This window comes from Flavimobilis rhizosphaerae (assembly GCF_014852685.1).
GTDB lineage: Bacteria > Actinomycetota > Actinomycetes > Actinomycetales > Cellulomonadaceae > Flavimobilis > Flavimobilis rhizosphaerae.
In genome coordinates this window covers 740,767-759,038 of record NZ_JACZDF010000001.1, presented here as the reverse complement: position 1 = coordinate 759,038, position 18,272 = coordinate 740,767, and the positions used below count along the sequence as shown (strand labels likewise).

Here is an 18,272-nt window from a genome sequence, read left to right as displayed (position 1 = left end):
CGTCGTCAGTCCTTCTTCTCGGGGATCGAGGCCTTCGTCGCGGCGTGCTCGACGCCGAGGACGTCGACCTTCGTCGCGTCGGAGCCGTCGGCGGGCACGTGGATCGCGACGACCGTCGTGTACGTGAGCGCCATCGAGTTCTCGACCTTGAGCTTCTTCGTGAGGTGCTTCTCGACGTCGTCGACGGGCGAGATCTTCGCGCCCTTCTCGGCGACGCGATCTTCGAGCGCCGTGAGCTCACCGACGACGAGCATGCCGCCGTCGACGGTCGCGAACGCGTGGAGCGCGCCCGGCACCGCGGTGAACGTCATGGTCTGCTTGCCTTCGGCGGGCTTGAGCGCCGCGTTCTGGAGCTTGCTCAGCTGCGCGACCCTCTCCCGGAACGGGTCGTCGGCGAAGAGATCGAGGTGCTTGGACTTCTTCGGCTTCGAGAGGACGTCCGCGTAGCGTTCGAGTGCCTCGGACGCGGAGACGAGGTAGCCGTCGTCGTCCGCACCGACCTCGGCCGACCCGACGGTCGCGGCCGCGAAGCGCGGCAGCGTGACCCCCGGGAAGAGCCGCACCCACGACCACAGGCGCCAGGGGTCCCGGGCCTCGTCCTGCTCGAGGACGAGGAGACGCTCCGTCTCGAGCTCGGGCTGCTCCGAGACGACGAGCGCCGCGCGCGGCCACGCCTGCTCGACGGGGCTCGTCATCGACAGTGCCGTCGTCGGCAGCTTCGTGAGCGAGTCGTCCTTCTTCGTCGCCTTGGCGACCGCGAGCTCGACCTTGCGGATCGCGAGCGCAGGTCCTGAAAGCCGGTCCTTGAGGCCCTTGTCGCTGCGGGCCTCGTCGGTCGTCGCGAGGGTCTCACCGATCGAGCCGAGGATCGCTGCGGACTGCTCGGGAGTGAGCACGGGCGGCGCCTGGACGGGCGTCGCCGCGGGCGTCGGCGTGGGGAGCGGCTCGGCGCACGCCGAGAGGCCGAACGCGAGCGCGAGCGCGGACGCAGCGAGTGCCGTCCGGTGAGTGCGGGTCATGCGTCCTCCTCGGGGCGGGCGGGGCTGCCGTCGTGCGGGTCCGGGGTCCAGGTCTGCTGCTCGAAGCCCCAGGCGCGCCGCCAGGCGTCGGCCCGGGCGGTGTTCGAGTCGTCGGGCGTGGGGGCAGGCGTGGGCGCGGCTGCGGGAGGAGTCGGCTGCGTCGGTGTCGGCTCCGTGCCGCCGCCTGCACGCTCGGCGCGCACGGCTGGCAGCGCGCCCGTGCGGGGTCGGCGACGGGTCTTCTCCTGTGCCGCGAGGAGCGCCTCGCGCTCCGCTTGCTCGCGCAGCTCACGCCGCGTGAGCGGTCGGGCCCCGGTCTCGGCTGCGGGGTCGACCGCGGAGCCGCTCGTCGGGGAACTCGGTCGCATCGCGTAGGGGCTCGCCGCGGAGGTTCCGGCGGTCCGGGCGGGCTCGTCGGCGTGCTGTGCGCCCGCTACGGAGGCGACCCCGGGCACGGGCCCGCGGTAGGCGGGTCCTGCGGGCACCGGTCCGCCGGCTGAGGAGGGCCCGGGCCGGAGATCGTACGGGGACGGGGCCTGCGCCACCGTGGGCGCCACGGGCGTCGCCGGCCGGGTCGCCGGTGGCTGGGTGGGGGTCGGCGGCTGCGTGGGGGTCGGCGACGCCGGTCGCTCGTCGGTCGGCTCGGCACGCTGGCCACCGCGGCGCGAGAGGGTCGCGGCGGTGCGGGCGGAGGTCTCGAGGATGCTGCGGCGCGTGCTCGCGCCGACGGCGCGCAGCCCGCCGCGCGAGGCGGCGACGAGGACCGCCGCGCCGGCGAGCGCGAGCAGGCTCCCGAGGACAAGGCCGGGGACGAGCCACGCCGACGAGACTTCGCGCCGCCACGAGAGCGTGAGGACGGGCGCGGGCGCGCCGTCGCCGACGGATGCGACGAGGAGCATCGTGCGTCCCTCTGCCACGGCCGTACCAGCCGGGAGGCTCGCGCTGCCGGCGCCAGAGGCCGAGGCGAACCACATGTCGGAGCCCGACGGATCAGGTCCGACGAGACCCGAGGATCCGACGTCCGGTGCCGGCGTGGGCGACGCCGTCGAGGTCGCGGAGGAGCCATCGGCCGGCTTCGTCGTCGGGTCGCCGGAGGGGGTCGCGGAAGCGTCGTCGGACGGCTTCGTCGAGGCGTCGTCGGACGGCTTCGTCGTCGCGTCGTCGGTAGGCTCGACAGGGGTCGTGCTCCCCGCGACGAGCTGCGTCGCGAGAGCGTCCCACGACGCGAGACCCGTGACGGCAAGGTGCGCGTCTTCCCCGACCCAGCCACGGACGTCGACCTCACGGCCCAGAGCGACCGCGACCTCGCCGCCGTCGCTCCGGCTCGCGGTCACGGTCACCTCGTCCGAGACGAGGTCGAGCACACCGGGCTCGACGACGAGCAGCGTCGTCGCACCCCCGCTCGTGCTCGACGCCGTGACGACGGCGTCGGGTCGCCAGACCGTCGCCGAGGCGACGGCGAAGGCCACCGAGAGCACGCCGAGCGCGACGAGCACGGCACCGATGACGCGTTGCAGCACCAAGTTTCCTTCCGTTCCGGACGCTCCAGCCTACGGTGTCGCCCGCGGCGACAGCCAACGAGCGGTCCAGCCCGTGCCACCTCACCACGGGATCTGCACACCGGCACAGATCACATCATCCGGGTCCCGGACCTGCGGGTGAACCGATACGCTGGGACGGCGCCCCCGGGCGGGAGTCGACGACGACCACCCGGCGGACCTGCGCATCCGATGCTCCACTCCCGACGCCGAAGGCTCATCGTGTCCGAAGACCGTCCTCTGTTCCCCGTCGTCATGCGCGGCTACGACCGCGGCCAGGTCGACGGCGAGATCGCCCGCCTCGCCAAGCAGCTCGACGCCGCGCGCGCGCAGGTCGCGTCGCTCGACGAGAAGACGCTCCAGATGAGTGGAGAACTCTCGGACGCGCAGCGCCAGCTCCGTGAGGCCGAGCGCCCGACGTACTCCGGTCTCGGCTCGCGCATCGAACAGCTCATGCGGTCCGCGGAGGAGCAGTCGTCGGACGTCGTCGCGCAGGCGAACGCCCAGGCATCCGACTCCGTCGCTCGTGCCAAGCTCGCCGCGGGCCAGATCCGTGCCCGCGCAGAGAACGAGGCCGCCGAGATCCTCGCGACCGCCCGACGCGAGGCCGACGACACCCGCGCCGCCGCAGTGACCGAGGCCGAGTCCGTGACGACGAGCGCGCTGCGCCGCGCGGACGAGATGGTGAGCTCCGCCGAGCGCGAGGCCGCTCGCATCCAGTCCGTCACGCAGACCGAGGTCGCCGAACTTCGCGCGACCGCCGAGCGCGAGACGTCGAGCCTCCGCGCAGCCGTCGAGCTCGAGACGACCGAGCTCCGCGTGCGCACGCAGGACGAGGTCGCCGCGCTGCGCCAGACGGCCGAGAGCGAGACGACCGCGCTGCGCGAGGAGACCGACGCGTACGCCGCGGACCTGCGTCGCACCGTTGACGTCGAGACGTCGGCGCTGCGCCAGAAGACCGAGGCGGACACCGCCGCGCTCCGCCAGGCAGCCGACAGCGAGACCGCCGAGCTGCGACGCACCGCGGCACGCGAGACGGGTGAGCTCCGACAGGCAGCCGAGACCGCCGCCGCCGAGCTGCGTGCAAGCGCCCAGGAGTTTGCCGACACGCTCCGCCAGACCGCCGAGCGCGAGACGACCGAGCTGCGCCGCCGCGTCACGGAGGAGACCGAGGCTCTCCGCACCGAGGCCGACCAGTACGCGGCCCTCACACGCACGACTGCCGACCGCGAGGTCCGTGAGCTCCGGGAGGCCGCAGCCGCCGAGGTCGCTCAGCTCCGCGCTGAGACGGACACGTGGGCGACGGCGCTGCGCACGGAGACCGAGCAGCACGTGACGACGCTCAGAGCGACGACGGACCGCGAGACGACCGAGCAGCGCGAGACCGCCCGCCTCGAGACGACCGCGCTCCGCGAGGCCGCGGAACGGGAGACGACCGAGCTGCGCGAGACCACGGACACCGCCGTCGCCGAGCTCCGCGCGACCGCGGCTCGTGAGACCGCCGAGCTCCGCGAGAGCACCCGCCTCGCGGTCGAGGCACAGCGCGCCGAGGCAGCCCGTGAGGCGGCCGCGGTCCTCGCGTCCGCGAAGGCCGACGCCGACACGCTGCGGGAGCAGGCCCGCAAGGCGCTCGCCGACGCCGAGCTCGAGATCGCGACCCGCAAGGCCGAGTTCGAGCGTTCCGAGGACGAGCGCATGGCAGCTGCCCGCGCCGAGACGGACCGCATGGTCGCGGAGGCCGAGGCGCACGCCGCGGACGCCGAGCAGCGCGTCGTCCGCGCGGTCGAGCAGTCCGAGAAGATCCGTCAGGAGTCCGACGCCCACGCGAAGGAACTGCTCGCCGGTGCCCGCCGCAACGCCGACGAGATCGTCTCGGGCGCGCGCGAGCACGCCGAGCGCACCCTCTCGGAGGCCGTGAGCGAGGCTGACCGCGAGCGCACGACCGCGCAGCGCCAGGTCGACGACCTCAACAAGCAGCGCGAGTCCATCACGACGTACCTCGACGAGCTGCGCTCGCTTCTCGGTGGCGACCCCATCCCCTCGCGGCGCACGCTCGAGAAGGTCTCCGTCGCCCAGGAGCGTTTCGAGCAGCAGGCCGAGGGCACCGAGACGACTCAGTTCACGGCGGCGGCATCGGCCGCTGCCGACGACCTCTCGGCAGCTGCGGCAGCCGCCGCACCGTCGGCGGCCTCCGCCGAGCCCGCACCGTCGGCTGTCTCCGCCGAGGCCGTCGAGGCCGTCGAGGCCGGGACGACCGACGCGCAGGTCGAGGTTCCCGCCGTCGAGCCCGACGAGGGCGCGACGGCCACGGACGAGGACGCGGCGGGCGACGAGCAGAGCAGTTCGGAGCAGGCAGCACGATGAGCGGCGGGGGCGACTGGGCCGAGCAGCGGCGCGAGGCCGCCCTCGTCCACGAGCAGCGGCTCCGTGAGAAGCAGGCTGGCGAGACGGCCGTCGCACGCGAGCTCATCGCGGCGTTCGTCGAGCGGGCCCGCGCACGAGGTGTCGAGCCGGAGCCGCTCCAGGCACGGGACTACTCGGGCAACGGCCCGTACCGCACGGGCCTGCGCGGGTGGTACGTCCGCGCCAACCGCTCCGCCGCGGTCGGCGAGGACGGCCTCTTCTACGTCCTCACGGTCGCCGGGGGGCTGCGTGCCCGGCTCGCCGGGTCGCGTCCTGAGCCGAGTGACCCGCCTCTCGTCCTCGGCAAGGGCGGGCGTGACGGTGAGTCGATCGACATGCGTGACGCGCTCGCGCGCGTCGTCCCCGAGGACTGACCCCGAGTCCGTCGAACAGGTCAGGGCCCGTGGCCGCGACGAGTAGCCACGGGCCCTGACCCGTACGTCCCCAGGGGCTCTCAGGCCCGCGCGACGAGGTCCGCGAGCGCGACGGCGACCGGCTCGGGCTGCTCGATGGGCGTCATGTGCCCGGCCCGACGGACGACCGTGAGGACGGCGTCCTGCGCGGCGCCGACCATCGCCTCAGCCTCCGGCAGCGGCGAGAGCTCGTCCTCGTCGCCGACGACGACCGCGACCGGGCCGTCGAAGGCCCGCAGCGCGTCGAGGCGGTCGGGCCGGGCTGCCATCGCCCGCTGGCACCACGCGACCCCTGCGGGGCCCTGGTCGCGGATCCAGCCGTCGATCCGCTGGACGAGGTCGGGGCGCTCGACACGGCTCGTCTCCCCGAGGATCCCCCGGCGCATCCCGAGCACCTCGTCGACCGTCGCCGTGCGCTCGACCTCGTCGGCGATGCGCAGGCGGTTCGCGCGTGCCTCCTCGGCGTCGGCGCCGGCCTTCGTGTCGACGAGCGCCGCGCCGGCGAGGAGCCACGCGTGACGTTCGAGCAGCGCGAGAACCGTGTAGCCGCCCATCGAGAGGCCCGCGACGACGGCGCGGTCGATGCCGAGCTCGGCGAGCGTGTCGGCGACCGCGTCGGCCTGGAGCTCGACCGACGGGACGTCGGGCACCTGGAGGCGCAGCGCGACGTCATGACCCGACGGCGAGGCCCCCATGCCGGGGAGGTCGAGCGCGAGGACGGGGAACGAGCCCGGGAGCAGCGGCACGATGTCGTGCCACATGCGTGAGTCGAGCGGGAAGCCGTGGAGGAGGACGAGGGGCGTGCCCTCCCCCTCACGCAGGCGGTGGTGGGCGAGCAGTCCGTCTCCGGTCATCACGAGGTGCCTCCCGTCCCGGGCGCGGGGCCCGCAGCGTCGCACGGCCCGTGCGGCCGTGCCCGTCACCATCATGGCGCACTGGGGCCGAACGGCACCCTGGACGGGCAGGACGGGCGTCAGCGGGTCTCGGGCTCGTCGGCGGTCGTCGCCTCGCCGTCCCACGTCGTCGGGAGCGGGCCGTGGCCGGGCAGGACGGTGCCGACGATCTCGTCGAGGACGCGCCGCACCGCGGCCTCCCCGACCCACAGGTGCTTGGCGGCGTCGACGCCGATGACCTCCGCCTGCGGGACGAGGCCGAAGCGCTCGCGCGCCTCGGCCGGGCGGAGGTAATCGTCGTGCTCCGGTACGAGGACCTTGAGCGGGCGGCCGAACTCGGCCCAGCGGCGCAGGTCCTCGTCGGTCGCGCGGTGCAGCGGGGGCGAGAGGAGGATCGCGCCCTCGATCGACGGGTCGGCGCCGTGCTTGAGGACGAGCTCGGTGCCGAAGGACCAGCCGACGAGCCAGCGTCGCGGCAGGTCGCGGAACTCGGAGAGCTCGATCGCTGCGGCGACGTCGAACCGCTCGGCCTCGCCGCCGTCGAAGGTGCCCTCGCTCGTGCCGCGCGGCGAGGACGTGCCGCGCGTGTTGAAGCGCAGCACCGCAAGGTCGGCGAGCGCCGGCAGGCGCCAGGCGGCCTTGCGGTAGACGTGGGAGTCCATGAACCCGCCGTGCGTCGGCAGGGGGTGGAGCGTCACGAGCGTCGCGACCGGGTCGCGGTCGGCGGGGAGGGCGAGCTCCCCGACGAGCGTGAGGCCGTCGGCCGTGTGGAGCTCGACGTCCTCGCGACGCGCGGGCAGGACTGTCGTGGAGCGGATCTCGGTCGTCACGAGGCCCGAGCCTAGCCCGGGCGACCGCCCCACGGGCGACGGCCCCGCGTGACGTCGGGCACGACCGCAGGCCACGGCGCGAACGTCAGCGGGCGCGGTCCCAGCACGCGTTGTGCCAGTGGCGACGGTCCGCGAGCGCGGCGTCCGCGCCGAAGAGCCCGTCCTGCGCCCACGCGACGACGTGCGCTGTGCCCGGCCCGATCTCCTGCTGGCACCCGGGACACCGGTAGGCCTTGTCGCTCGCGCGGATCTTCTGGACAGTCCAGTCCTCGCCGCGCCGCTGCGTCGTCGACCGTCCGCCGGTCGCTCGGTCAAGGTCGAGCTCACGGTGCGGCTCGCCCCACGGGCGGCGACGGGAGGGACGCTTGGACGGCACGTCCCCATCGTGCCACGGCGGACCGGGACGACCGGATGCCGGGCTCCTCAGGCCGCTCACAGGAAGTGGCCGTAGGGTGGTCCGGACCCGCGGCGCGCTGCGCCCCCACGACGTGAGGATCTCCCCAGTGTCCAGCACCTTCCTGCGGCGCGGCACCGCGCTCGTCGCCGTTGCCGTCCTCGCCCTCGCCGGCTGCTCCGACGACGGTGGCAACACCTCGAGCTCGTCGGGTTACGAGACTCCCGGCGCGTCGGCGACGCCCTCCGGCAACACTGCGACCCCCGGTGTCCCCGCGACGTTCGCGACCAACGCGACGACCTGCACCCCAGTCGAGGGAAGCGAGTCGAAGCTCGTGTCCGCCGCAACGCTCGGCGGCGACCTCGGCACGACCCCGACGATCACCGTCGACGCGTCGTACGAGGTTCCCGACGAGGGCGAGGTCGCGACCCTGTGCACCGGCGACGGTCCGGTCCTCGAGGAGGGCTCCGTGGCGACGTACCTCTCGCGCGCCGTGACGATCGCGGACGGCACCGAGCTCTACGTGGCCACGGCACCCGGCTACATGAGCGTCGCGAAGGGCGAGCTTGACCAGGGGGCCCTCGCGGGCCTCACCGTCGGCACGCGCTTCGCCGTGACGTTCGCCAACGACGGCACGCCCGCAGTCCAGGTCTTCGAGCTCGTCGACGTCCTCACCCAGGACAAGTTCGTCACGGACGCGAAGGTCAGCGACGCCGGCCTGCCGACCGTCGACGCCCCCCAGGGCAAGAAGCCGACCGTGACGCTGCCCGAGGGCGGGCTCGCGACGACGGCTCCGGGCGTCACCCGCGTCGTCCTCGAAGAGGGCGACGGCGACGTCGTCAAGCAGACCGACACGATCAAGGCCTTCTACCTCGGAGTTAACGGCTCGGACGGCGAGGAGTTCGACTCGTCGTGGACGCGCGGCGACGAGCCGTCGGAGTTCCCCCTCACCGGTGTGATCCAGGGCTGGACGCACGGGCTCGAGGGCCTCAAGGTCGGGACCACGGTCATGCTCATCATTCCGCCGGCCCTCGGCTACGGTGCGTCGCCCTCCTCCGAGCTCGCGACCGAGACCCTCGTCTTCGTCGTGACGATCGACTCGGTCGTCGCCGCGGAGTAACACCGGGAGGCTCCGTCCGTCTCACGTCCTGAGGGGCGCGCACCTGCCGGTGCGCGCCCCTCAGTCGTCAGCGGTCCGAGGCGTGATGCGTGAGGAGGCTCACGCGCGACGTCCGCCCGATCCGGGCCGTCCGACCCCGATCCCCTGCCGCGGCGCACGTATCGTGAGGCGATGAGCACCGAGAACCCCGTCCTGTCACCCGAGCGTGAGGTCCTCACGTGGGAGACCTTCGGCGTCGCCGCCCGTGAGCTGGCCCAGCAGGTCTACGACTCGGGCTTCCGGCCCGACGTCGTCGTCGCGATCGCCCGCGGCGGCCTCGTGCCCGGCGGCGCCGTCGCGTACGCGCTCGGCACGAAGGGCGTCGGGACGCTCAACGTCGAGTTCTACACAGACATCGGGCAGACGCTCGACGACCCGCGCGTCCTGCCGCCCCTCATGGACACCTCGGACCTGCCCGGCGCGCACGTCCTCGTCGTCGACGACGTCGCCGACTCGGGCCGCACGCTCGCGCTCGTCATGGAAATGCTCGCCGCCAAGGGTGCCGAGGCGCGCTCGGCCGTGCTCTTCACGAAGCCGCGCTCGATCGTGCGACCCGACTACTCGTGGAAGGACACGGACCTGTGGATCACGTTCCCGTGGTCGGCGCAGCCCGCGATCGGGACGACAACGCCGGGCGACTGACAACCGCGGCCGACGACGGAGGGCCGGTCACCGCGTGCGCGGTGACCGGCCCTCCGTCGTGCTGGGAGCCGGAACGTCAGAAGTCCCAGTCCTCGTCCTCGGTGTTGACGGCCTTGCCGATGACGTACGACGAACCCGAACCGCTGAAGAAGTCGTGGTTCTCGTCGGCGTTCGGCGACAGCGCCGAGAGGATCGCCGGGTTGACGTTCGTCTCATCCTTGGGGAAGAGACCCTCGTAGCCGAGGTTCATGAGCGCCTTGTTCGCGTTGTAGCGCAGGAACTTCTTGACGTCCTCGGTGAGACCGACGCCGTCGTAGAGGTCCTGCGTGTACTGGACCTCGTTCTCGTAGAGCTCGAAGAGCAGCTCGAACGTGTAGGCCTTCATCTCGTCACGGACCTCCTGCGAGGCGCGCTCGAGGCCCTTCTGGTACTTGTAGCCGATGTAGTACCCGTGGACGGCCTCGTCGCGGATGATGAGGCGGATGAGGTCCGCTGTGTTCGTCAGGCGGGCCCGCGACGACCAGTGCATGGGCAGGTAGAAGCCCGAGTAGAAGAGGAACGACTCGAGCATCGTCGAGGCGACCTTGCGCTTGAGCGGGTCGTCGCCGCGGTAGTAGTCGAGGATGATCTGCGCCTTGCGCTGCAGGGCCTCGTTCTCCTCCGACCAGCGGAACGCCTCGTCGATCTCCGGCGTCGAGATGAGCGTCGAGAAGATCGACGAATAGCTCTTCGCGTGGACCGACTCCATGAACGCGATGTTCGTGTAGACGGCTTCCTCGTGCGGCGTGAGCGCGTCCGGGATGAGCGAGACGGCGCCGACCGTGCCCTGGATCGTGTCGAGCAGCGTGAGGCCGGTGAAGACGCGCGTCGTCAGCGTCTTCTCCTCGTCGTTGAAGTTGGCCCACGACTGGATGTCGTTCGACAGCGGGACCTTCTCCGGCAGCCAGAAGTTGCCGGTGAGACGGTCCCAGACCTCGAGGTCCTTGTCGTCCTCGATGCGGTTCCAGTTGATCGCCGTCACACGGTCGATCAGCTTGATCTTCGGGCTGGGGGTCATGCCGCTCCTCGCTCCAGGGTCGTCGTGCGCCGCTGCGGGCCCACGGGGTGCCCCGGGCGCAGCGACCTGCGGCCGACGAGCCGCCACGGACCCGACCGGCGTGGCGCCGGGACGAGGTTCGGGCGGGTGCTCGTGCGCCGCTGGCCCAGCCTAGCCGCGCACGCGAGCGGGGTGAAGCCGGACCCACGCTCCGGTCGGGTGATGCCCGCGACACCTCTCCCGGACGGTCGACGGGTCTCGCCCCTCGGACGGGCGGAGACCCTCGAACAGGCGGGAGCGGGGGTCAGAAGAGGGGCGGTGCGACGTGCGGCCCCGACCCGTCGGGGCGGGCAGCGTCCGGACTGGCCGCTTCACGAAGGGCAGCTTCGGGGCGGGCGGGGGCCTCGTCCGCGACGGCGTACGCACCGGCATCCATGACGTTGCCCGGGCCCGCGTGCTCGGCGTACCCGGGCGGCGGTGGCACGGAGGACGGTGCCGCCGTGGGCGGCGGCCACGCCCCGCGGGGCACGTCGCCCGCACGCGCTGCACGACGCCCACGCCGAAGGGCGACGGCACCCCCGACGACGAGTCCGATGCCCCCGACGAACAGGACCCCGCCGATGACGGCGAAAATCGGCAGCAGCAGGCCCGTGGGCCCGTCGAACGGGTCGAGATAGACGCGCGTCGGGTTCTCGGGGTCGACGTGGATGCGGACGACGTCGCCGACGCGTCGGCAGGGCGACTCGCTCACGAGCCCGGTGAACGTGAGGACCTCTCCCTCGCGCCCCGGGTAGGCGATGACGGGCTGGCACGAGGCGCCGCCGTCGCTCGACGTCGACCGGACGAGGTCGACGACACGCCCGTCGGCCTCGACGAGGCTGTCGTCGAACAGCGCGTTCCCGGCCCCAGAGAGGAGACCGAACCCGACCGTGATGGAAAGCCACACGACCGCGAAGAACAGCAGGAAGATGCCGATGACGAGCGCGGCGATACCACCGACCGTGCGGCCCGTGCCCGGCCGCGCTGCACCGGCCGGTGCAGCACGGGACGGGTCCGGCGCACCGGAGCCCGGTCCGGGGCCCCACGCGGGCGCGCCGCCGTAGATTTCATCTGTCATCGTCCGTCGACCCCCTGCGTCGCGCACCGGCTCCGTGCCGCGGTACACGCCCGGAGGCGCGGCCGTGGCTGTCGCGCAGAGTCTAGGGGTGCCCGGTCACAGGTGCGAGCGCACCCGCCGGGCGGCGCCGACCGTGGTCAGAAGAGCGGAGGAGCGACATCAGGGCCCTGCGACCTCGGCTCCTCGCGGTCGTCGGGGCTCCCGTCGTCGGAGGTGCCGCCGTCGGGCGTGCCGTGCTCGTCTTGCCCGAGGATCCCGTCGAGCAGCCAGGGCTCGACTCCGACGTCGACGTAGAAGTTCGCGCTCGATGCCCCGGGGCTCTCGCGTCGGACGACGCCGACGATCCCCCGGACGACGCTCGCGAGGCCGCCGACGACGAGCAGCACGGTGACCCCGCGGACGAGGAGCCCGAGCGTGCGCGCGTCGAGCCCGCCCGGCCCCGGTCCCGCCGCAGAGACCGCCGAGAGGACGAACGGCGCGACGAAGCCCCAGAACGCAGCCATCCCGAGCACGATGACGCCGAGGACGACGTACGCGACGGGCCCCCGCGCCACCGTGATGTGCGTGCGGCTATTGCTCATGCATCCCCCTGTCGCTTTGCTGCTCATCCTCCCCCACCTCCGACGAGCGTGCACGGCGCAGGTGCTCCCTGGTCGCGACGCCGACGGCCCCGCACCGCCGGGTGGCGGGACGGGGCCGTCGACGTGCTGTCAGCGGGTCAGAGCATGCAGGAGACGCAGCCCTCGACCTCGGTGCCCTCGAGCGCGAGCTGGCGCAGACGGATGTAGTAGATCGTCTTGATGCCCTTGCGCCACGCGTAGATCTGGGCCTTGTTGAGGTCGCGCGTCGTCGCGGTGTCCTTGAAGAACAGTGTGAGCGACAGGCCCTGGTCGACGTGCTGCGTCGCGGCGGCGTACGTGTCGATGATCTTCTCGTAGCCGATCTCGTACGCGTCCTGGTAGTACTCGAGATTGTCGTTCGTCATGTAGGGCGCCGGGTAGTAGACGCGCCCGATCTTGCCCTCCTTGCGGATCTCGATCTTCGACGCGATCGGGTGGATCGAGCTCGTCGCGTGGTTGATGTACGAGATCGAGCCGGTCGGCGGCACCGCCTGGAGGTTCTGGTTGTAGATGCCGTGCTCCATGACCGATGCCTTGAGCTCGCGCCAGTCGTCCTGCGTCGGGATGTGCTGCCCCGCGGCCGCGAAGAGTTCGGCGACGCGGGCCGTTGCGGGCTTCCACTCCTGCTCGGTGTACTTGTCGAAGAAGGTGCCCGACGCGTACGCCGAGTCCTTGAACCCGCCGAACGTCTCGCCCCGCTCGATGGCGATGCGGTTCGAGGCGCGCAGCGCGTGGAAGAGCACCGTCATGAAGTAGATGTTCGTGAAGTCGATGCCCTCCTCCGAACCGTAGAAGATGCGCTCACGGGCGAGGTAGCCGTGGAGGTTCATCTGGCCCAGGCCGATCGCGTGCGAGGAGTCGTTGCCGACCTCGATCGAGCGGACCGACGAGATGTGCGACTGGTTCGAGACCGCCGTGAGCGCGCGGATCGCGGTCTCGACCGAGAGGCCGAGGTCCGGGGAGTCCATGGCGCGCGCGATGTTGAGCGAGCCGAGGTTGCAGGAGATGTCCTTGCCGATCTCATCGTACGAGAGGTCCTCGTTGTACGTCGTCGGCGTGTTGACCTGGAGGATCTCCGAGCAGAGGTTCGACATGTTGATGCGACCCTTGATGGGGTTCGCCTTGTTGACCGTGTCCTCGAAGACGATGTACGGGTAGCCCGACTCGAACTGGATCTCGGCGATCGTCTGGAAGAACTCGCGCGCGTTGATCTTCGTCTTGCGGATCCGGGAGTCCTCGACCATCTCCTGGTACTTCTCCGTCACGGAGATGTCGCCGAACGGCACGCCGTAGACGCGCTCGACGTCGTAGGGCGAGAAGAGGTACATCGGCTCGTTCTTGCGTGCGAGCTCGAACGTGATGTCGGGGATGACGACGCCGAGCGAGAGCGTCTTGATGCGGATCTTCTCGTCGGCGTTCTCGCGCTTGGTGTCGAGGAACCGCATGATGTCCGGGTGGTGCGCGGAGATGTAGACCGCGCCCGCGCCCTGACGCGCGCCGAGCTGGTTGGCGTACGAGAACGAGTCCTCGAGGAGCTTCATCACGGGGATGATGCCGCTCGACTGGTTCTCGATCTTCTTGATGGGCGCGCCCGACTCGCGGATGTTCGACAGGAGGAGCGCGACGCCACCGCCCCGCTTCGAGAGCTGGAGCGAGGAGTTGATGCCGCGCGAGATCGACTCCATGTTGTCCTCGATGCGCAGGAGGAAGCACGAGACGAGCTCGCCGCGCTGCGCCTTGCCGGCGTTGAGGAACGTGGGGGTCGCGGGCTGGAAGCGGCCCGCGAGGACCTCCTCGACGATGTTCGTCGCGAGGGCCTCGTCGCCTGCGCCGAGCGCGAGGGCGGTCATGACGACGCGGTCCTCGAAGCGCTCGAGGTAGCGCTTCCCGTCGAACGTCTTGAGCGTGTACGACGTGTAGTACTTGAACGCGCCGAGGAACGTGTCGAAGCGGTACTTCTTCGAGTACGCGAGGTCGTTGAGCTGCGTGATGAACTCGAACGAGTACTGGTCGAGCACGCTCTTCTCGTAGTAGTGGTGCTCGACGAGGTAGTCGAGACGCTCACGCAGCGAGTGGAAGAACACCGTGTTCTGGTTGACGTGCTGGAGGAAGAACGCCCGCGCGGCCTCACGGTCCTTCTCGAACTGGATCTCTCCGTTCGGGCCGTAGAGGTTGAGCATCGCGTTGAGCGCGTGGTAGTCCATCTCGGACTCCTGCTCGAGGGCCGTCATGCCGTTCTCCGTGACTGTCGTTGCCAAAACTGCCTCAATCCTTCGCGGACGCGGGTGACGTCCTCGCTCGTCCCCAGGAGCTCGAAGCCGTACAGGTACGGCACCTCGCACTTGGCGGAGATGATCTTCCCGGCGAGGCAGTACGCCTCACCGAAGTTGGTGTTGCCTGCGGCGATGACGCCGCGGATGAGTGATCGGTTGGTCTCGTCGTTGAGGAAACGGATCACCTGCTTGGGAACTGCTCCGCGTCCGTTGCCGCCGCCGTAGGTGGGGGCGACGAGCACGTACGGCTCGGTGACGCGTAGTGGTTCGTCGGTCCGCAGCAGCGGGATCCGCCGAGCGGGGAGCCCGAGCTTCTCGACGAAGCGGTGGGTGTTCCCTGAGACGCTCGAGAAGTAGACCAGTGCGGCCACGGGCACCTCCGGGTACGGGGATGCCCGGCGCACCTCGCAAGGTGCACCGGGCGGTCGCGCCGTCAGGCGACGGCGGTGGCGGCCTGCGTCGCGAGGGCCGAGATCTGGTCGGGGCGGAAGCCGGACCAGTGGGTGTCGCCGGCGACGACGACGGGAGCCTGCATGTAGCCGAGCGAGCGGACCATCTCGAGGGCCTCGAGGTCCTGGCTGATGTCGACGACCGTGTAGTCGATGCCGCGCTTGTCGAGCGCGCGGTAGGTGGCGTCGCACTGCACGCAGGCCGGCTTGCTGTAGACCGTGATGCTCATCAGTCGGATCCCCTCGTTCGGACTGTCCGGCCGCGGGCGGCGGCTGAACGACGTTCGTGTGATTCTCCGGGCGGGCTCCGGAGACCCGGGCTCGCACCGACGTCGGCAACACTACACCTAGTGGTCGGCCGTGGCCACAACCCCTAGGTGTTGTGACTTACATCGGTGTCATCCCATGTCCGCCGGACGGTGGACAGACGTGTGGGAAGCCTGTGGACGGCGGCGCGGGCCGCGCTCCGCACCCTCCGTCGCGCTCCTACCGCCACCCTGCCACGAGCCTCGGACAATCGCGGCGGAGGGCCGTCCGGTGGCCGCCGGCCGGCCTCCCCGGTCCGCGCCGGACACCCGTCCCCACCCGGTGCACGCGCGTCGTCCACAGGCGGTGGACACCGCGGGCCTGCCTCCCGGATCTCACCCGCCCGGCCCCGACACGCCGAGGAGCGACACGCCGAGCGCCACCCCGCACGACACGCCCGCCCCGTCCGCGTCAGCGCTCCCACACCTCCCCTACCCTGGACGTGCGCGCGCGCCGACGACGGCGCCCGGACGAACCGACGACGAGGACGCGATGGCTCTCTTCGACCTGCCCACCGACCAGCTGCAGGCCTACGCACCGGGACCCGACGAGGTCGGCGAGGCCCCCGACCACGACGAGTTCTGGGCCACGACACTCGCGGGTGCGCGCGACCTCGCCACCGTGCCCGAACGCACGCGCGTGCCGACCGGCCTGCGCGCGGTCGACTCCTACGACGTGACGTTCTCCGGGTTCGGCGGCCACCCCGTCCGGGCGTGGCTCACGCTCCCGGCGGGTGCCGAGGGCCCCCTGCCGACCGTCGTCCAGTACAACGGCTACGGGGGCGGCCGAGGCCTGCCGACCGAGCACCTCTTCTGGGCGAACGCGGGCTACGCGCACCTCTTCATGGACTCCCGCGGCCAGGGCTCCTCCTGGGGCAACGGCGGCGACACCCCCGACCCCGTCGGCCACGGCCCGGCGTCGCCCGGGCAGATGACCCGCGGCATCCTCGACCCTCACGAGCACTACCTGCGTCGCCTCCAGACGGACGCGGTGCTCGCGGTCGACGCCGCCCGCGCGATGCCCGAGGTCGACGGGACCCGGATCGTGGTCACCGGCGGCTCGCAGGGCGGCGGCCTCGCGCTCGCCGCCGCGGGCCTCGCCGAGGGGCTCGCCGGGGTCATGGCCGACGTCCCGTTCCTCTGCCACTTCCGCCGCGCGGTCGACCTCACCGACGCGTTCCCGTACCAAGAGATCGTCCAGTACCTCAGTGTCAACCGTGGCCACGAGGAGCAGGCGTTCCGCACGCTCGCCTACTTCGACGGCGTCACGCACGCGCGTCGGGCAACCGCGCCCCTCCTCACGTCGGCAGCGCTGCGGGACATGGTGTGTCCGCCGTCGACGATCTACGCAGCGTTCAACGCGTACGCCGGCACGGACAAGGAGATCGTCGTGTGGCCGTGGAACGGCCACGAGGGCGGCGGAGGTCATATGGCGCCGCGCCAGCTCGCGTGGCTCGCGGAGCGGGTCCCGGCCTGACCCACCCCCACCCCCGCCCCGCCCCCGCCCCGCCCCCGCGGACACAGGATTCCGCGCAGATGGCCAGTGGGACTGACCATCTGCGCGGATTCCTGTGAGGGGCGGGGGGCGGGGGCGGGGGGCGGGGGCGGGGGGCGGGGGGCGGGGGTCGGGGGGTTAGCGTGCGGGGGTGTACGGGAGCGCTGGCGGCGTGCCCGTCGTCACGAGCTCGCGGAACCAGTGCGCGGAGTCCTTCCACGTGCGCTCGAGCGTGTCGTAGTCGACGCGGATGATCCCGAAGCGACGCTCGTAACCGAACGACCACTCGAAGTTGTCGAGCAGCGACCACGCGAAGTAGCCGCGGACGTCGGCACCCGCGTCGAGCGCCTTGCCGACGGCCTCGACGTGCCGCGCGTAGTAGTCGATGCGCCGCGGGTCGTGGACCGCGCCGTCGGCCGAGACCTCGTCGTCGAACGCGGCACCGTTCTCGGTGACCATGAGCGGGAGCCCGGGGTAGCGCGCCGAGAGGTTCGTGAGGAGCTCGGTGAGACCCGTCTCGTCGATACCCCAGCCCATCGCGGTCTTCTCGCCCGGGCGGTCGGCCCACACGACGTCCCGGCAGCCGGCCCACGGCGTGGGGTGGTCGCCGACGGGCTCGCCCGTGGGCGCTGCGACGATCGTCACGTCGTAGTAGTTGACGCCGAGCGACGTGAGCGGCTGGTGGATCGTCTCGAGGTCGCCGTCGCGGACGAAGGACCAGTCCGTGATCGAGGAAGTGTCGGCGAGGAGGTCGTCCGGGTAGGCGCCCTCGAGCATGGGGCCCGTGTAGATGCGGTTGCCGACCGCGTCGATGCGGCGCGCGGACTCGACGTCCCCCGGGTTCTCGGGGTCGGCGGGCCGCACGACGTGAAGGTTGAGGGTCACGGAGACGGGCGCGTCCTCGCCGAGCTCGTCACGGATCGCGCGCACGGCGAGGCCGTGCGCGAGGTTGAGGTGGTGGGAGGCTTCGAGCGCCGCGAGGTCGTCGGTGATCCCGGGTGCGTGCTGGCCGTTGCCGTAGCCGAGGAACGCGGCGCACCACGGTTCGTTGAGCGTCGTCCACATGGCCACGCGGTCGCCGAGCTCGCGCGCCATGTGGCGCGCGTACTCGCCGAAGAGCTCGGCGGTCTCGCGGTTGCGCCAGCCGCCGGCGTCCTCGAGGACCTGCGGGAGGTCCCAGTGGTAGAGGGTGACGACGGGCTTGATGCCGCGTGCGAGGAGCGCGTCGACGAGCTTCGAGTAGAACTCGACGCCCTCGCGGTTGAGCTCGCCGCGGCCGTCGGGCTGGACGCGGGGCCACGCGATCGAGAGGCGGTAGGCACCGACACCGAGATCGGCGAGGTGCTGGACGTCCTCCTCCCAGCGGTGGTAGTGGTCGACGGCCACGTCGCCGGTGTCGCCGCCGAGGACCTTGCCGGGCGTGTGGGAGAACGTGTCCCAGATGGACGGGGAGCGTCCTCCCTCGGTCGCGGCGCCCTCGATCTGGTACGAGGCGGTCGCGGTGCCCCAGAGGAAGTCGGCGGGGAAGGTGCGGGGGTCGGTCACGAGCGTGGTCTCCTCTTCGAGATGCGGACGGGTCCCGGGCCCACGGTGTCAGACGGTGGTCGTGGGCTCAAGCCCCACCCCAGGGTATCGGAACGTTTCGACCAAGGCGAAGCACCGGCTGGTCCGGCAGCGCCGGACCAG

At 71.8% G+C, this 18,272-nt stretch carries 17 protein-coding genes; 5 read left to right on the top strand and 12 right to left on the bottom strand.

Translation table 11 applies throughout. The annotated features are described in order from the left end of the window. Positions 1 to 5: 5 nt before the first annotated feature. Together IGS67_RS03215 and IGS67_RS03210 are read right to left on the bottom strand one after the other, a co-directional pair. A complete protein-coding gene (locus IGS67_RS03215; protein WP_192277719.1) occupies positions 6 to 1,019 on the bottom strand; it encodes a hypothetical protein in 1,014 nt (337 codons plus the stop codon). Next, entirely contained in the window at positions 1,016 to 2,539 is a 1,524-nt protein-coding gene (locus IGS67_RS03210; RefSeq protein WP_192277717.1) for a hypothetical protein, read from the bottom strand. The genes IGS67_RS03215 and IGS67_RS03210 overlap by 4 nt, the downstream gene beginning before the upstream one ends. 240 nt (positions 2,540 to 2,779) lie before the next feature. Between IGS67_RS03210 and IGS67_RS03205 the strand changes: the two genes are divergently transcribed. Together IGS67_RS03205 and IGS67_RS03200 are read left to right on the top strand one after the other, a co-directional pair. Next, complete coding sequence (locus tag IGS67_RS03205) at positions 2,780 to 4,921, top strand: coiled-coil domain-containing protein (protein ID WP_192277715.1); 2,142 nt, start codon at positions 2,780 to 2,782, stop codon at positions 4,919 to 4,921. Beyond that, a complete protein-coding gene (locus tag IGS67_RS03200; protein WP_192277713.1) occupies positions 4,918 to 5,334 on the top strand; it encodes a hypothetical protein in 417 nt (138 codons plus the stop codon). Before IGS67_RS03205 ends, IGS67_RS03200 begins: the two co-directional genes overlap by 4 nt. An 80-nt stretch (positions 5,335 to 5,414) precedes the next feature. On the opposite strand, the gene IGS67_RS03195 is transcribed toward IGS67_RS03200, so the two are convergent. The 3 genes from IGS67_RS03195 to IGS67_RS03185 all read right to left on the bottom strand — a co-directional run bounded on the left by IGS67_RS03195 (position 5,415) and on the right by IGS67_RS03185 (position 7,472). Next, positions 5,415 to 6,227, bottom strand: coding sequence for an alpha/beta fold hydrolase (locus tag IGS67_RS03195; RefSeq protein ID WP_192277711.1), 813 nt, complete (start codon positions 6,225 to 6,227; stop codon positions 5,415 to 5,417). A gap of 119 nt (positions 6,228 to 6,346) precedes the next feature. Then, positions 6,347 to 7,096: an alpha/beta hydrolase gene (locus IGS67_RS03190; protein ID WP_328741382.1), complete on the bottom strand. Its 750-nt coding sequence runs from the start codon at positions 7,094 to 7,096 to the stop codon at positions 6,347 to 6,349. Positions 7,097 to 7,181: 85 nt separating this feature from the next. Then, positions 7,182 to 7,472, bottom strand: coding sequence for a hypothetical protein (locus tag IGS67_RS03185; protein ID WP_192277709.1), 291 nt, complete (start codon positions 7,470 to 7,472; stop codon positions 7,182 to 7,184). Between the two features lie 127 nt (positions 7,473 to 7,599). Between IGS67_RS03185 and IGS67_RS14285 the strand changes: the two genes are divergently transcribed. Continuing rightward, positions 7,600 to 8,610, top strand: a complete 1,011-nt coding sequence (locus IGS67_RS14285) for an FKBP-type peptidyl-prolyl cis-trans isomerase (protein WP_192277707.1) — start codon at positions 7,600 to 7,602, stop codon at positions 8,608 to 8,610. A gap of 171 nt (positions 8,611 to 8,781) precedes the next feature. Further along, complete coding sequence (locus tag IGS67_RS03175) at positions 8,782 to 9,291, top strand: phosphoribosyltransferase (protein ID WP_192277705.1); 510 nt, start codon at positions 8,782 to 8,784, stop codon at positions 9,289 to 9,291. Between the two features lie 76 nt (positions 9,292 to 9,367). Here the strand turns inward: IGS67_RS03175 and nrdF are convergent, their stop codons facing one another. The 6 genes from nrdF to nrdH form a co-directional block, all read right to left on the bottom strand. Continuing rightward, positions 9,368 to 10,348 (bottom strand): class 1b ribonucleoside-diphosphate reductase subunit beta, encoded by a 981-nt coding sequence (gene nrdF / locus IGS67_RS03170; protein ID WP_192277704.1) that lies wholly within the window; start codon positions 10,346 to 10,348, stop codon positions 9,368 to 9,370. 283 nt (positions 10,349 to 10,631) lie between these two features. After that, complete coding sequence (locus IGS67_RS03165) at positions 10,632 to 11,444, bottom strand: DUF3592 domain-containing protein (RefSeq protein WP_192277702.1); 813 nt, start codon at positions 11,442 to 11,444, stop codon at positions 10,632 to 10,634. A gap of 137 nt (positions 11,445 to 11,581) precedes the next feature. Next, positions 11,582 to 12,025 (bottom strand): hypothetical protein, encoded by a 444-nt coding sequence (locus IGS67_RS03160; protein ID WP_192277700.1) that lies wholly within the window; start codon positions 12,023 to 12,025, stop codon positions 11,582 to 11,584. Positions 12,026 to 12,162: 137 nt separating this feature from the next. Then, on the bottom strand, positions 12,163 to 14,295 hold the full coding sequence (nrdE, locus tag IGS67_RS03155) for a class 1b ribonucleoside-diphosphate reductase subunit alpha (protein WP_192277698.1): 2,133 nt from the start codon (positions 14,293 to 14,295) through the stop codon (positions 12,163 to 12,165). Then, entirely contained in the window at positions 14,292 to 14,708 is a 417-nt protein-coding gene (gene nrdI, locus IGS67_RS03150; RefSeq protein WP_192277696.1) for a class Ib ribonucleoside-diphosphate reductase assembly flavoprotein NrdI, read from the bottom strand. The genes nrdE and nrdI overlap by 4 nt, the downstream gene beginning before the upstream one ends. Before the next feature lie 62 nt (positions 14,709 to 14,770). Next, on the bottom strand, positions 14,771 to 15,016 hold the full coding sequence (nrdH, locus tag IGS67_RS03145; protein ID WP_192277694.1) for a glutaredoxin-like protein NrdH: 246 nt from the start codon (positions 15,014 to 15,016) through the stop codon (positions 14,771 to 14,773). Positions 15,017 to 15,584: 568 nt separating this feature from the next. Between nrdH and IGS67_RS03140 the strand changes: the two genes are divergently transcribed. After that, on the top strand, positions 15,585 to 16,568 hold the full coding sequence (locus IGS67_RS03140; RefSeq protein ID WP_192277692.1) for an acetylxylan esterase: 984 nt from the start codon (positions 15,585 to 15,587) through the stop codon (positions 16,566 to 16,568). Between the two features lie 156 nt (positions 16,569 to 16,724). Here the strand turns inward: IGS67_RS03140 and IGS67_RS03135 are convergent, their stop codons facing one another. Next, positions 16,725 to 18,131, bottom strand: a complete 1,407-nt coding sequence (locus tag IGS67_RS03135) for a GH1 family beta-glucosidase (protein WP_192277690.1) — start codon at positions 18,129 to 18,131, stop codon at positions 16,725 to 16,727. Positions 18,132 to 18,272 lie beyond the last annotated feature (141 nt).

Excerpts from the sequence above, each read along its gene's own strand:
- IGS67_RS03195 (WP_192277711.1), bottom strand. The coding sequence starts at position 6,227 with ATGACCGGAGACGGACTGCTCGCCCACCACCGCCTGCGTGAGGGGGAG.
- IGS67_RS03200 (WP_192277713.1), top strand. The coding sequence starts at position 4,918 with ATGAGCGGCGGGGGCGACTGGGCCGAGCAGCGGCGCGAGGCCGCCCTC.
- IGS67_RS03140 (WP_192277692.1), top strand. The coding sequence starts at position 15,585 with ATGGCTCTCTTCGACCTGCCCACCGACCAGCTGCAGGCCTACGCACCG.
- IGS67_RS03175 (WP_192277705.1), top strand. The coding sequence starts at position 8,782 with ATGAGCACCGAGAACCCCGTCCTGTCACCCGAGCGTGAGGTCCTCACG.
- IGS67_RS03160 (WP_192277700.1), bottom strand. The coding sequence starts at position 12,025 with ATGAGCAATAGCCGCACGCACATCACGGTGGCGCGGGGGCCCGTCGCG.
- nrdE (WP_192277698.1), bottom strand. The coding sequence starts at position 14,295 with ATGACGGCCCTCGAGCAGGAGTCCGAGATGGACTACCACGCGCTCAAC.
- IGS67_RS03165 (WP_192277702.1), bottom strand. The coding sequence starts at position 11,444 with ATGACAGATGAAATCTACGGCGGCGCGCCCGCGTGGGGCCCCGGACCG.
- nrdH (WP_192277694.1), bottom strand. The coding sequence starts at position 15,016 with ATGAGCATCACGGTCTACAGCAAGCCGGCCTGCGTGCAGTGCGACGCC.
- nrdF (WP_192277704.1), bottom strand. The coding sequence starts at position 10,348 with ATGACCCCCAGCCCGAAGATCAAGCTGATCGACCGTGTGACGGCGATC.
- IGS67_RS03215 (WP_192277719.1), bottom strand. The coding sequence starts at position 1,019 with ATGACCCGCACTCACCGGACGGCACTCGCTGCGTCCGCGCTCGCGCTC.